The sequence below is a fragment of the Bradyrhizobium sp. BR14999 genome (assembly GCF_056106085.1).
On sequence record NZ_CM148536.1, the window covers coordinates 1,218,112 to 1,231,562 of the forward strand.

Annotated in this window: 12 protein-coding genes; 6 read left to right on the forward strand and 6 right to left on the reverse strand. The window is 65.8% G+C overall.

Annotated features, from left to right (window positions below):
• Positions 1 to 18: 18 nt before the first annotated feature.
• Positions 19 to 879, reverse strand: a complete 861-nt coding sequence (locus tag ACR9YP_RS05735) for a hypothetical protein (protein WP_438103631.1) — start codon at positions 877 to 879, stop codon at positions 19 to 21.
• A 398-nt stretch (positions 880 to 1,277) separates the two neighbouring features.
• Positions 1,278 to 2,252: an NADPH:quinone oxidoreductase family protein gene (locus tag ACR9YP_RS05740; protein WP_091882886.1), complete on the reverse strand. Its 975-nt coding sequence runs from the start codon at positions 2,250 to 2,252 to the stop codon at positions 1,278 to 1,280.
• A 219-nt stretch (positions 2,253 to 2,471) separates the two neighbouring features.
• Here ACR9YP_RS05740 and ACR9YP_RS05745 point away from each other — a divergent pair, with 219 nt between their 5' ends.
• From ACR9YP_RS05745 to ACR9YP_RS05760, 4 genes are all read left to right on the forward strand, one after another.
• Positions 2,472 to 3,311 carry an SDR family oxidoreductase gene (locus tag ACR9YP_RS05745; protein WP_474219179.1) on the forward strand — a complete coding sequence of 280 codons (840 nt, stop codon included), beginning with the start codon at positions 2,472 to 2,474 and terminating at the stop codon, positions 3,309 to 3,311.
• A 115-nt stretch (positions 3,312 to 3,426) separates the two neighbouring features.
• Positions 3,427 to 4,086, forward strand: coding sequence for an invasion associated locus B family protein (locus ACR9YP_RS05750; protein ID WP_128944627.1), 660 nt, complete (start codon positions 3,427 to 3,429; stop codon positions 4,084 to 4,086).
• A gap of 194 nt (positions 4,087 to 4,280) precedes the next feature.
• Entirely contained in the window at positions 4,281 to 5,474 is a 1,194-nt protein-coding gene (gene rlmN / locus ACR9YP_RS05755; protein ID WP_128944628.1) for a dual-specificity RNA methyltransferase RlmN, read from the forward strand.
• Positions 5,475 to 5,608: 134 nt separating this feature from the next.
• Positions 5,609 to 6,103, forward strand: a complete 495-nt coding sequence (locus ACR9YP_RS05760; RefSeq protein WP_370991114.1) for a hypothetical protein — start codon at positions 5,609 to 5,611, stop codon at positions 6,101 to 6,103.
• Positions 6,104 to 6,170: 67 nt separating this feature from the next.
• Here the strand turns inward: ACR9YP_RS05760 and ACR9YP_RS05765 are convergent, their stop codons facing one another.
• Positions 6,171 to 7,460 carry an IS4 family transposase gene (locus tag ACR9YP_RS05765; protein ID WP_438103448.1) on the reverse strand — a complete coding sequence of 430 codons (1,290 nt, stop codon included), beginning with the start codon at positions 7,458 to 7,460 and terminating at the stop codon, positions 6,171 to 6,173.
• A gap of 412 nt (positions 7,461 to 7,872) precedes the next feature.
• On the opposite strand from ACR9YP_RS05765, the gene ACR9YP_RS05770 reads away from it, so the two are divergent.
• Positions 7,873 to 8,649, forward strand: a complete 777-nt coding sequence (locus ACR9YP_RS05770) for a phosphatase PAP2 family protein (protein WP_438103629.1) — start codon at positions 7,873 to 7,875, stop codon at positions 8,647 to 8,649.
• Between the two features lie 105 nt (positions 8,650 to 8,754).
• Positions 8,755 to 10,092, forward strand: a complete 1,338-nt coding sequence (gene argG, locus ACR9YP_RS05775; protein WP_091882904.1) for an argininosuccinate synthase — start codon at positions 8,755 to 8,757, stop codon at positions 10,090 to 10,092.
• 294 nt (positions 10,093 to 10,386) lie between these two features.
• On the opposite strand, the gene ACR9YP_RS05780 is transcribed toward argG, so the two are convergent.
• From ACR9YP_RS05780 to ACR9YP_RS05790, 3 genes are all read right to left on the reverse strand, one after another.
• Positions 10,387 to 12,531, reverse strand: a complete 2,145-nt coding sequence (locus ACR9YP_RS05780) for an OmpA family protein (protein ID WP_474219181.1) — start codon at positions 12,529 to 12,531, stop codon at positions 10,387 to 10,389.
• Between the two features lie 187 nt (positions 12,532 to 12,718).
• Positions 12,719 to 12,961: a hypothetical protein gene (locus ACR9YP_RS05785; RefSeq protein ID WP_128930597.1), complete on the reverse strand. Its 243-nt coding sequence runs from the start codon at positions 12,959 to 12,961 to the stop codon at positions 12,719 to 12,721.
• An 85-nt stretch (positions 12,962 to 13,046) separates the two neighbouring features.
• On the reverse strand, positions 13,047 to 13,433 hold the full coding sequence (locus ACR9YP_RS05790; protein ID WP_249759020.1) for a VOC family protein: 387 nt from the start codon (positions 13,431 to 13,433) through the stop codon (positions 13,047 to 13,049).
• Positions 13,434 to 13,451: the final 18 nt, after the last annotated feature.

Sequence of the window (13,451 nt, forward strand, 5' to 3'; positions counted from 1 at the left end):
CCTCTAAAAATTAAATTACTAGTTCTGAAGCTGGACAAGGCGCTGCCGCGCCTCCGTCGATCCGAGTGCCGCGGCCTTCTGGTACCACTCGCGCGCGGCGGTCGCGTCGGCGGCGATGCGCCGCGCGTCGCTGGTGCCCAGCACGGCCGGGTCATAGGTTTGCGCCAGCAGGAACGCCGCCGTGGCATCCTGTGCATTGGCCGCGCGTTCGAGCAGCAGGCGGGCTGCAGAAATGTCGCCAACCCCCAACAGGCTCTTCGCGCGCGTCATCAGCCCGGCCAGCGTGTCGGCGTCGAGCGTCTTGGCGGGCAGAGGAGGCGCAGGCGGCGGCGCCACCGGCGCGGGCTGAGGCACAGGCGTCTGGGCTTGCAGCGCGGTCTGATAGGCGGTCGCGATCGCTTCGCGGCTCGGCGTTGACGGTGCAGGGAGATCCTGCGCGTCAGCGCTCGCCAGCCTTGCGTCGGTCACGTGCGCCGGATCGTTGCGCGGGCTCTGGGGTACGGCCAGCGCGTTGGCCGAGGCCACCACCTGCTCCAGCGCGACACCCACTGAGCCACCGGCATCGAAGATGCCGCGAAGATCGGACTGAAACAGCGCAGCCAGAATTGCCAGGGTGGATGTCACGAGAGCCGTTGCCAGAACGCCCGCAAGAACACGCGGGACAATTCTGACCCGGGGACGCAATTCCAGCGGGGTATATTCGTCCGGGTCCGGGGCACCGAGCGGATCGGACAGGAACAGTGGTATTGGATCGTCCGGTGACAGATCGAGCCGTGCGGCGCGCGCACGGATGTAGGACGCGGTGGACGGATGTGATGCGGCTTGATCGGAATCGAATGCCCTCGATTCCCTGGACGGACGAAAGGCCGTCGTCTCCATGGTGATGCTCCCCAAGACTGACACGACGCGGGGCATACCGGTTTCAGTTTTTTTGTTGTTGTCCAGGAGCGCCCAGCAAACTGGAACCGGTAAATCGCAGTTTGAATCAGTCCAAAAAGCGACGGCGATTGGGGCGAATCGGGAAAAATTTGGGTTTGATTCGGGCGAGGTTGCGGAATGCACCGCAATTTTGCCAGCGGTGGTTGAGGAGACCTTACCAAGTGGCGGTGTGCGAGCGGAGTGCCATCAACTCAGCTGTCATGCCCAAGCGTGACCGTTGCATCCAGTACGCTGCGGCCTGTCGATCAATCGCAATCGTCTCGGAGTGCTGGATCGCCCGGCTCAAGCCGGGCGAGGACGGTTGAGTGTGTTGAAACAGCCTCGTGATGACACGGTCATCACGGATGCAGAATCACCTTCCCCATCGCCTGACGCCCTGCGAGCACCTTCAACGCGTCCGCGGTCTGGGCCAGCGGGAAGGTACGGTCGACATGCGATGAGATCTTGCCTTCCGCCGTCCACTTCACGAGCTTCTCCAGATTGGCACGGTTCTTGGCCGGGTTGAGCCGGGTCCAGGCGCCCCAGAACACGCCGCGGATGTCGCAACCCTTCAGCAGTGCGAGGTTCAGCGGCATCTTCGGAATGTCGCCGGCGGCAAAGCCGATCACGAGGAAGCGGCCTTCCCAGGCGATCGAGCGCAGCGCCTGCTCGGCATAGGCGCCGCCCACGGGATCGAAGATGATGTCGACGCCTTTGCCATCGGTGAGCTTGCGCAAGCCTTCCTTCAAATCTTCCTTGGCGTAGTTGAGCGTCAGCTCTGCGCCGTGCGCCCTGGCGAATTCGAGCTTCTCGTCCGACGAAGCGCAGGCGATCACCTTCAGGCCCATCAGCTTGCCGAGCTCGCAGGCAGCAAGGCCGGTGCCGCCGGCTGCGCCCAGCACCGCGAGCGTCTCGCCCGGCTTCGGGCTCGCGCGATCCTCCAGCGCATGCAGCGCAGTGCCGTAGATGATGATGATGCCGGCCGCGCGATCATAGTCGAGATTGTCGGGGATCTTCACGATCGATGCCGCCGGCAGTGCGATCTTCTCGCGTGCGCCGTTGTGGCCGCAGGAGGCGACGACGCGATCGCCAACCTTCAGGTCAGTGACGCCAGCGCCGATGCTCTCGATCACGCCGGCGACCTCGGCGGCCGGCGAGAACGGGAACGGCGGCTTGATCTGATACTTGCCCTGGATCATCAGGATATCGAAGAAGTTCAGCGCCGCCGCCTTGATCGCGATCACGGCTTCGCCGGGCCCTGCCACCGGATCCGGCACGTCAGCCAGAACGAGATCGTCGGGCTGGCAATATTGCGAGCAGAGGATGGCTTTCATGGCGGCACCTGGGGCGTTTCGAGTGGAATTATAATTGGCCCGGTTTTGCCGGATTTGGGCGCGGGCGACAATCCGGATTCTTTGCCAAAGCGACGCGCCGGCCTATCCTCACGTCATTGCGAGCGCAGCGAAGCAATCCAGAGTCCGTGCGGCGGAAATAGTCTGGATTGTTTCGCGGCGCTCGCAATGACGGAGCGAGAAGGAAAGAGGATTCAAACGATGTTTGAAACAAGCCTGCTCAAGAACAAGCGCATCCTCGTCACCGGCGGCGGCTCGGGCCTCGGCGCTGCGATGGGCCGTCGCTTCCTCGCGCTCGGCGCCGAGCTCGTGATTTGCGGTCGCAAGCTCGATCGGCTCGAGGCGACGGCGAGTGAGATGCGCGCACAGACCGGCGGCAAGGTTACGACCATCGCCTGCGATATCCGCGAGGGTGCCGCCGTCGACAATATGATGGACACCATCTGGCGCGAGGCGCCGCTCGATATCCTCGTCAACAACGCCGCCGCGACCTTCATCGCGCAGAGCGAGCATCTCTCCTTCCGCGCGGCGGACGCGATCCTCGCGCCCACGCTGCACGGCGCGATGTATTGCACGCTCGCCGCCGGCAGGCGCTGGATCGAGAGCAAGCATGGCGGCGTCGTGCTCTCGATCCTCTCGACCTCCACCATCACCGGCCGCGCCTTCACCGTGCCGTCGGCGATGGCGAAGTCGGCGGTGCTGGCGATGACCAAAAGTCTCGCCGTGGAATGGGGCCCGAAGGGCATCCGCACCGTCGCCATCGCGCCCGGACCGTTCCCGACCGCCGGCGCATCGGGGCAGCTCCGCCCCGAGGGCCCCGACGAAGGCTGGACCGCGCGCAACCCCCTCGGCCGCACCGGCGAGCACGGCGAACTTGCCGATCTCGCCAGCTTCCTGGTCTCGGACCGTGCCGGCTATATCAATGGCGAGATGGTGGTGATCGACGGCGGCGCGCATTTGCGCAGTTCCGGCGCCGAGGCTCTGCTCGGCTGGAGCGAGGCGCAATGGGCTGCGCAGCGCGCCGCGCGATCCAGGGCCTAGTGCTGACAAACCCGCTAACTGCCTTCCCAAATTGGACTTTCCCGGTTATCCCTGCCCGGGGACAAAACGCGGCCGGGCCATCTTCCAGTCACAATATTGAGGGAACCACTCCAGCATGTGGCGGGTGCTATCTTTCGTTTTGATGATCGGCATGATGACGTGCGGGATCGCCGATCTTGCGCGGGCGCAGACGGCGCAACCGGCGCCGAAGGCGACACCGAAGCCGGCCGCGCCGGCGGCCAGTACGACCGCCAACACCCACGCAAAGACGGCTGCAAAGCCCGAGAGCAAACCGGCCGCCCCGACCGCGGCGGTTGCGGGCGGCGCGGAGCCGACCCTGATCGGCCAGTTCGGCACCTGGGGCGCCTATTCGGCGACGCCCAACGGCAAGAAGGTCTGCTTCGCGCTGGCCAAGCCCTCGTCGTCGAAGACCAATCCGCCGAACCGGCCGCGCGATCCCGCCTATGCGTTCGTGTCGACCCGGCCGGCGGAGAAGGTCAATAACGAAGTCTCGGTCATGATCGGCTATGCGCTGAAACCGGGCTCGGAATCGACGGTCGAGGTCGGCGGCGCTGCTTTCGCCATGTATACGCAGGGCGACGGCCTCTGGATCAAGAACGCGGCCGAGGAGGAGCGGATGGTCGAAGCCATGCGCAAATCCGCCGATCTCGTGGTCAAGGGCGTCTCGGCCAAGGGCACCGAGACGACCGACACGTTTTCGCTGAAGGGCCTCGCCCAGGCGCTCGATAAGATCGCCCAGGACTGCAGGCGGTAAGCCGGCGGCGTAAAGGCTGCGGGCGATAAGGTCGCAATCGGCTGTTCCGGTTGCTATATAGGGGTTATCCCAAAGGTGCTGCCGCCATGGCCGGGCTTGTCCCGGCCATCCACGCGCTGGCTCCGGGCGGGAAAGAACGTGGATGCCCGGGACAAGCCCGGCCATGACGAGACAGCAGCAATCTCAGGCAACCGATGACCGAGCCGCACAACGCAACATTGGTGGAGAAGACTCCGCTCGAAACCTATGTGCCGCCGGCAAAACCGTCGCTGATCGGCCTGTCGCGCACCGAGCTTGCCGATCGCCTCGGCGAGATCGGCGTCGCGCCGGCACAGCGCAAGATGCGCGTGCAGCAGCTGTGGCACTGGCTCTATTTTCGCGGCGCCCAGAGCTTTGACGAGATGACCTCGATCTCGAAAGGCATTCGCGCCGAGCTCGCGCAGCATTTCACCGTCGACCGCCCCGAGGTCGTGGCCGAACAGATCTCCAATGACGGCACCCGCAAATGGCTGCTGCGGCTGCCGAGCGGCGACAATGTCGAGAAGGCGCACGAGGTCGAGTGCGTTTACATCCCAGAGACCGATCGCGGCACGCTCTGCGTCTCCTCGCAGGTCGGCTGCACCCTGAACTGCGCCTTCTGCCACACCGGCACGCAGCGCCTCGTGCGCAACCTCACCGCCGGCGAGATCGTGGGACAGGTGATGGTCGCGCGGGATCGCCTGAATGATTGGGCCGATCGCGAGGACGGCACGCGCCGCGTCACCAACATCGTGATGATGGGCATGGGCGAGCCGCTCTACAATTTCGACGCGGTGCGCGATGCGCTGCTGATCGTCGGCGACAATGAAGGCATCGGCATCTCCCGCCGCCGCATCACGCTGTCGACCTCGGGCGTGGTGCCGAACATCGTGCGCGCCGGCGAGGAGATCGGCGTCATGCTGGCGATCTCGCTGCACGCGGTGCGCGACGAGCTGCGCAACGAGCTCGTGCCGCTCAACCGCAAATATCCGATCAAGGAGCTGCTGCAGGCCTGCCGCGATTATCCCGGTGCCTCGAACGCGCGCCGCATCACCTTCGAATATGTGATGCTCAAAGGCGTCAACGATTCACTCGATGACGCGAAGCTGCTGGTGAAGCTGCTCAAGGGCATTCCGGCCAAGATCAATCTGATCCCGTTCAATCCTTGGCCCGGCACGGCCTATGAGTGCTCGGATTGGGATCAGATCGAAAAATTCTCCGAATACATCTTCAATGCCGGCTATTCCTCGCCGGTGCGCACCCCGCGCGGCCGCGACATTCTCGCCGCCTGCGGCCAGCTCAAGTCGGAGACGGAAAAGCTCTCGGCGCGCGAGCGCCAGGCACTGCGCGCCATGGCGATGACGGACTAGCGGATCATGCTCGCGCTCTCGCATCCTCGTCATTGCGAGGAGCGTAGCGACGAAGCAATCCAGACTGTCTCCGCGGACGCATCTCTGGATTGCTTCGCTTCGCTCGCAATGACGGTCACGATGGCTTTCCGCGCATGTCCCTGATCGGCCGCCTCGTCGTCATCTTCATCGGCTTCCTCGCCGCCTGTTTCGTTGGCGGCATGATCGTCGTCGTCGCGCTGCTATTTCCGGAATTCGCCGATCTCGGCGCCGGTCCCGTCGATCAGGGCACGATCGACATCCTGCTCGGCTTCGGCTTCATCTTCGTCTCGGGCTTTGCCTTGGTGCCGGCGGCGGTGATCGTCGCGATCACCGAAGCGCTCTACATCCGCAGCGCGCTCGCTTACGCCGTCGGCGGCGGCCTCGTCGGACTCGCCTGCTATCTCGGCCTCGTTCCCTTTCATGCCGACACGTTGCAGTTCGAGGGCATCGTGCGGCGGCATCTGGAGATCATGACCGGCGCCGGCATCGTCGCCGGCGTGGTCTACTGGTTGATCGCCGGCCGCAACGCCGGCGCCTGGCGCGATCCGCCGCCCCCGCGCCGGCCGCCCCCGCCGCTGCCGTCGAATTCAAGGCCTGGTGCGCGGTAGCGAATGGGTTGCCCTGCTGAGACGCGACGGAAAGCGCCGCACACTCGGTGTCGTCCCGGCGTAGGCCCTAGGGCATGCACATATCTCTGAGGCTCCATCCTGCTGCGACGGCGTGGAAGTATTCGAGGCCGTTCTTGAAGGTGATCGGGCCCGGCGGCTTGGACGATGGGTAGCCGTCCCAGCCGCCGAGGCGACCAATGATCCAGGCGGCCCAAGCGAGGCTATCGGGCGGATGTGGGTTCTTTAATCGCTTGCTCCCGGCTTCGAGTTGACGGTTGAGGGCGGTGAGCACGTTAATTTGGCCGTTGTCGAAGGCAGCGAGAATGGGTTGGCGACTGCCATTGCGGGCCTGCAGAAGTTGGATTGTGATGACGGCCGCCTTAGCGGCAATCGCGACCAGCTTGAGAAGGCGATCGGCGGTTCCGATCTGGCTGTCTTCGAGCTTGAAGCCTTGTGTCTTCAGGATGCGGAAGAACTGCTCGATGATCCAGCGTTGCTTGTACCATTGGACGATGCGCCAGGCGTCCTCGATGCCGGTAACCTCGTGAGAGGTGAGAAGCCGCCAGTGCAGCGGCTCTACCCCGGTTTCGGCATTGATCTCGCGCACATCGACCACCGCCAATGGCAAGCTTTCCGGCAGATGGCGCAGGAACTTACTCTGTGGGCGGGCGAGCTCGATTGCGCCAAAGCGAAGTTCGAGGTGAGCCAGGCGGGCGGGCCGCGCGGCGCGCGCAGGCAATTGGATCGCACGCCGATCCACCGCGGCCATGGCATCGCTGACCTCATACAAGCCGCTGCGGTCGGCAAGCTTGCGATCATGCATGCTGCGCGCGATGACGTGGAAGTGTTGCTCGGCCGAGCTGGCATAAAGGGCAAAAATATCGCTCTCGCGGTCACCCAGCACCGTCACCGCTGTGGCCTTGGTGAGGAGCGGCTTGGCCGCCATGGCAGTGGATATCCAGCGCTGCGATTCCTTGTCCGATAACTCCCGATCGTCGTGCGAGGTCGTGCGGCGACCTGTGCGCGTCCATATCTGCCCGCTCAAAAGTCCAAGACAGTTGCCGTCATCGGCATCCACAGCCAGCAGCGGATGCAGCAGCACGCCGTGGTTATTGCCTTTGCCGATTTCTCCGAGCCCGCGCCGGCGTTGCGGTGTGGTGTTGAAGTGGATCTCGCTGGTGTCCTGGATGGCCAGCACGTGGCGGCCCTCTACCGCAGCGACCGTGCTTTCGCTCCAGCTTTCGATGATCCGCTCCACCGTCACCTTGTCATGGCCAAGAAAGCGGTTGAACCGCACTTCCAGCGCGCGGTTCCCCCTGGAGAGCTGCCGAAGGCAGACAGTTTTGCCCACAACCATGCGTTCGACGAACGCCGCCCCCCTTTATCGAGACGACGATCCCCGAACCGGCCCAGCGTCCAGTCAATCCGTGACAACATCGCGGCACCCCGTCCAAATCATGGAGTGCCGCAATACGAATCACACAGAACTCTGATTCTGGAATCCTCCCAGGCCGATCCGAGTCAATCCGCCGCACCAGATATGTGCATGCCCTAGGGCGTAGGCCGGGACCCATACCGCGAGGTCCATCCATGGAGGCTCGGTAGCGGTACCGGGCGACGAGTCTTCGCCAAACTTCTCCCTGTGGTTATGGGTCCCGGCCTTCGCCGGGACGACACCGTGGAGGCATAGCGCTCGGACAAAATCGTGCTCGCTTGCGGCCCCGACTCCGGGGTTTTCATCCTCGCCCCACTCCGCTAAACCGCGCGCCATGAACCGGACTGGACTCTTCATCGCCCTGGCGCTGTGGCTCGTGATCGGCCTCGTCTTCGGCCTCTATCCCGAGCTCGATCTCAAGCTCGCCTCGCTGTTCTTTGATCCCCAGACCAAGACCTTCCCGCTCAAGCTGAACGGCTGGGCCAGCTTCGCGCGTGACGCGGCGATGTGGGTCGCCTGGGCCTTCGCATTGCCGTCACTCGTCGCGCTCGTGGTCAAAATGGTCCGGCCCGACCGGCCGCTGATGGTGTCGGGGCGCGCGATCATTTTCCTGCTGGTGACGCTGACCATGTCGGCCGGCATTCTGACCAACCTGACCTTCAAGACTTATTGGGGACGTCCGCGTCCGGTGGTGGTGACGCAATTTGCCGGCGACCAGCAGTTCGTGCCGTGGTGGGATCCGCGCGGCGGCTGCGTGCGCAACTGCTCGTTCTTCTCGGGCGAGGGCGCGACCGCATTCTGGACCCTGGCGCCGGCCGCGCTAGCCCCGCCGGCTTGGCGGCCGCTCGCCTATGCCGGAGCGGTTATCTTCGGCGTTGTGACCAGCGGGCTGCGTATGGCCTTCGGCGGACATTTCTTCACCGATGTGGCGATTGCCGGGCTCGTCAGTTTCGTGGTGATCTGGTTTGCCTACGCGCTGATTTACCGCTGGCCGCGGACGCGGTTTTCGGACGAGGCGGTCGACGCCGCGCTGACCCGGCTGAACTGGCCCGCCTACCAGCTCCGCCAGCGCCTGTTCGGCCGCAAGACGGGTCCCGAGCCGTCGATTTGAGTCATGATTTGAGCCATTAAATGGGTGCCGAGGCGTGCGAAATTTGATATTCGCGCGGTCGAGTTCGCCCTGACATCAGCCCCTTGTGACCCGATTGGAAGCGCCATGACCACGATCCTGAAAAGCCTGCCCAAGGGAGAGAAAGTCGGCATCGCTTTTTCGGGCGGGCTCGACACCAGCGCGGCGCTGCTCTGGATGAAGCAGAAGGGCGCGCGCTGCTACGCCTACACCGCCAACCTCGGCCAGCCGGATGAGGCCGACTACAACGAGATCCCGCGCAAGGCGCAGGAATTCGGTGCCGAGAAGGCCCGGCTCGTCGATTGCCGCACGCAGCTCGTCCACGAAGGCATCGCCGCGATCCAGTCGGGCGCCTTCCACATCTCCACCGGCGGCATCACCTATTTCAACACCACCCCGCTCGGCCGCGCCGTCACCGGCACGATGCTGGTCGCGGCGATGAAGGAAGACGGCGTCAACATCTGGGGCGACGGCTCGACCTTCAAGGGCAACGACATCGAGCGCTTCTACCGCTACGGCCTGCTCACCAATCCCGGTCTGAAGATCTACAAGCCCTGGCTCGACCAGCAGTTCATCGACGAGCTCGGCGGCCGCGCCGAGATGTCGGCGTTCATGACGGCTCAAGGCTTCGCCTACAAGATGAGCGCCGAGAAGGCGTATTCGACCGACAGCAATCTGCTCGGCGCCACGCACGAAGCCAAGGATCTCGAGAGCCTCGACAGCGGCATCAAGATCGTCAACCCGATCATGGGCGTGCCGTTCTGGCGCGACGACTGTGCCGTCAAGGCCGAGAAAGTCGTGGTGCGTTTCGAGGAAGGCCAGCCGGTTGCGCTCAATGGCCAGACCTTCTCTGATCCCGTTGCGCTGTTCCTCGAAGCCAATGCGATCGGCGGGCGCCACGGCCTCGGCATGAGCGATCAGATCGAGAACCGCATCATCGAAGCGAAGAGCCGCGGCATCTATGAGGCGCCCGGCATGGCGCTGCTGCACATCGCCTATGAGCGCCTCGTCACCGGCATCCACAACGAGGACACCATCGAGCAGTACCGCATCAGCGGCATGCGCCTCGGCCGTTTGCTGTATCAGGGCCGCTGGTTCGACTCGCAGGCCCTGATGCTACGCGAGACCGCGCAGCGCTGGGTCGCGCGCGCCGTCACCGGCGAGGTCACGCTGGAGCTGCGACGCGGCAACGACTATTCGATCCTCAACACGGAAAGCCCCAACCTCACCTATGCGCCGGAGCGGCTCAGCATGGAAAAGGTCGAGGACGCCGCCTTCACGCCAGCCGACCGCATCGGCCAGCTCACCATGCGCAATCTCGACATCGCCGACACGCGCACCAAGCTGAAGCTCTACAGCGACACCGGCCTGCTCTCGGGCAGCGAAGGCTCGCAGATCTTCCGGCTCGAGAGCGACAAGGGCTGAGATTCTCGTAGCCTGGATGGAGTGCAGCGAAATCCAGGAATCTTGCCGCTCGTCGAGAACCCCGGATTACGCTGCGCTCCATCCAGGCTTCGATCTATCCCGGGAGGCGGTTGCTTCATTCGTCATTGCGAGCCAACGGGTCCGCGCGAAGCGCGGCCCGATGACAGGCTCCGCGAAGCAATCCAGACTTCATCCGCGGCGGCATTCTGGATTGCTTCGTCGCAAGAGCTCCTCGCAATGACAGAAACAAAAATGGCCGGGATCGCTCCCGGCCATTTGCTTTGTGGTCCCGTCTCAGCGCGGCGGCGCGGTGCCGGGCGGGGGCGGCGGCAGCGAGGCCTGGCCGCCATTGAGCAGCGGCGTGATGCGGCGGATGGTGACGCGCCGGTTGATCAGGCTCGGCCCCTGCGTCTGCTCCTTCAGGTACTGCTCGCCGTAACCCTGCGACGTCAGGTTCTCCGCGGGTACGTTGAACTGCTGCGTCAGCAATTCGGCCGCAGACTGCGCACGGCGGTCCGACAGCGACAGATTGTCGACGTCGTTGCCGACCGCGTCGGTGTGTCCCTCGATCAGGAACACCTCGCGCGGGTTGCGCTGGATCGCCTGGTTGAGGCCGTCGGCGATCACCTGCAGCCGGGCCGCCTGGTCCGGCGGGATGGTCCACGATCCCGTCTCGAAGTTGATCGTGTTGACGTCGATGCTCGGCATCTGCATGCGAACATTGGGGCTGTAGCGGATCTCGTCGAGCGAGTAACGCCGTTCGATCCGCTGCACCGGCGGTGCCTGCATGGTCGCGTAGATCACGTCCGGCGACGCCTCCTCGGCATCGACGATGTAGCGATCATAGGGAATGTTCACGACCGGCGGCGGCACGTCGACATAGAAGCCGCCGACCGCGCGCGGATCGCGGTAGCTGTTGTCGATGATGACGATCTCGCGCCCGCCGGGGTCCCTGCGGATTCGCCGCAGCAGCGAACCGTCTGCACCGACCACAGTGATCACCTCGCTGCCGTCGGGACGGACCACGACAGTGCGGGTCTCGCCGCCGACAGTGTCGGTGCGGATGTCGCGGGCGCCGTAGCGGAAGCGATAGAGATCGTTGCCGCGGACATAGGCCTGCCCACCCGGATCGCGGATGATGATGCGGTCCGGCTCGGTGTAGACCGTGCGGCCACCTTCGATGACCTCGCGCCGCTGGTTGTGGAGGTCGGCGATGGTGGCGCCGATCACCGCGCCGGCCACCACGCCTGCACCAACCGCGAGCGGCGTCAGGTCACGCTGCGGCGGACGCGGCGGTGGCGGCAAGGGTGCTGCGACCGTCGGCGCGGCCCGGAAGGCCGGCGCAACCGTGGGTGGAGCGTACTGCGCCCGGTTCGGCGGCGGCGCTGCGGCCGGCGTGCCGGGCACGACGGTCGGTGCTGCTGCGCCGGCTGGAGCCGGAGGCCGAGGCGGGAGGCCGCCGGCCTGGGGCGGCGCAGCCGGAGTTCCGGCAGCGGGCGCGCCCGCAGGCGGCGTCCCACCCTGAGGGCCAGGGGTCGGCGTCGCGCCCGGGGTTGCGCCGGGAGCAGGCGTCGGTGCCGCACCGGGACGTCCGGGCGGCGGCGTCGGCGTGCCGCCACCTGGTGCCGGCGTGGCCGTTGGAGCCGGCGACGGTGATCCTGCAGCCGGAGGCGTGCCGGGACGTCCGCCGGGCGGCGGCGCGCCTGGGCGGCCCGGCGGCGGAGCCGCGGGCGTGCCGCCGGGCGCCGGGGTCGCAGTCGGCGCGGGAGTCGGTGTCGGTGTGGTCGCCGGGGCAGGTGCGCCCGGGCGAGCCGTGGGCGCTGCTGCCGGTGCAGGGGGCGTCGCCGTGGGCGCAGGCCGTCCCGCGGGACCCGCTGCAGGTGGCGGCGGCGTCGGAGTCGGGCGAGCCGCAGGCGGCGGTGGCGTGGGCGCGTGCTGCTGCGGAGCCGCGGCCGGCGGCGGCGAAGGCTGCTTCGCGGCAGGCGGCGGGGGTGGTGGCGGCGTGGGAGACGGACGCGCTGCAGGCGGTGCCGGAGGAGGCGGTGTCGGCGCATGCTGCTGCGGCGCCGCGGCCGGCGGCGGTGCAGGCTGCTTCGGTGCGGCAGGCGGCGGGGGTGGTGGCGGCGGAGCCGGACGGGCCGCAGGTGGAGGCGACGGCGGTGGCGGCGTTGCCGGGCGCGGCGGTGCGGCCGCCGGCGGAGGCGCGGCGGGCGGATGGGGCGGTGCAGCCGCAGGCGGCGGTGTGGCCGGGCGCGCGGGCGGCGCGGCCGCAGGCGGTCCCTTCGGCGGCTGCTTCGGTTTTCCGTCAGGGCCCGTCTCTTGTGGCTGGGCCTGTGCGACGACGAGCGGCGGCGCACTTTGCGCATGCGATGCGGAGCTTGCGAATTGCATCGCGGTCAGAGCCGTCGTTGCAAGCAGCACGAAACGAAGGTTGGTCATGGTGGTGAACTTCCCCGGGAAGGTTCTTTGACGAAGTGTTGGGATGAACAGCTACGCGTTAGGCCGGAATGTGGCGGGCCAAGCAGTCGCGGCCCGATTTATTTCTGCACGCAAATCACCTCACTATGACGACGTTCATTGCGCATTCAGACGCAGGTTGCAATCGCCCCACATATGATCGCTCGCCTCATGTGTGATCCCGCGGCGAAGGTGCGTCCGTCGCAGGATTGGGCGTGAGCGGTCCGTTCGGTCCGCGTCGTGGAATCTCTTCGGGAACGTGCGGCGGCAATTCATCCGGCCGCGGTGTTTCGCCAGGCTCGTGCATCGGCGGCGTGATGTCGGGTTGCGGATTGCCCGGTGGAATTCCAGGAGGCGGCTCGGTCGGAGTCCCCGGTGTTGTCGGCGGAATCTCTGGCGGCTCGATCGGCATCGGCACCTTCGTGAATCAATTGTCCAGAGGACGATAACGATGATGCCGTGCCGATGTTCCCTTTTCGCGTGGTGTGGAACGCGGCTTATTCCGGTGCGTGACAGACCGCCTCGATGTTGTGCCCGTCGGGATCGAGCACGAACGCTCCGTAGTAGTTCGCATGATAATGCGGGCGGATGCCGGGCGGGCCGTTGTCGCGTCCGCCCGCCGCGATCGCCGCCTTGTAGAATGCGTCCACCGTGGCGCGGTCCTTGGCGTGAATGGCGACGTGCACCGGCTTATTCATCGCGCCTTCGCCGCCGATCCAGAAATCGGGCTTGCCGTCGGCGCCAAAGCCTGCGGCCGCGGCGTGCCCGGTCTGCTCTGCCGTCACTTCCATGATCAGGCTGTAGCCGAGCGGCGCCAGCGCCTTGGCGTAGAACGCCTTGGCGCGCTCATAGTCGGAGACGGAGAAACCCATGTGATCAATCATCGCAACCTCCGCTGTTCC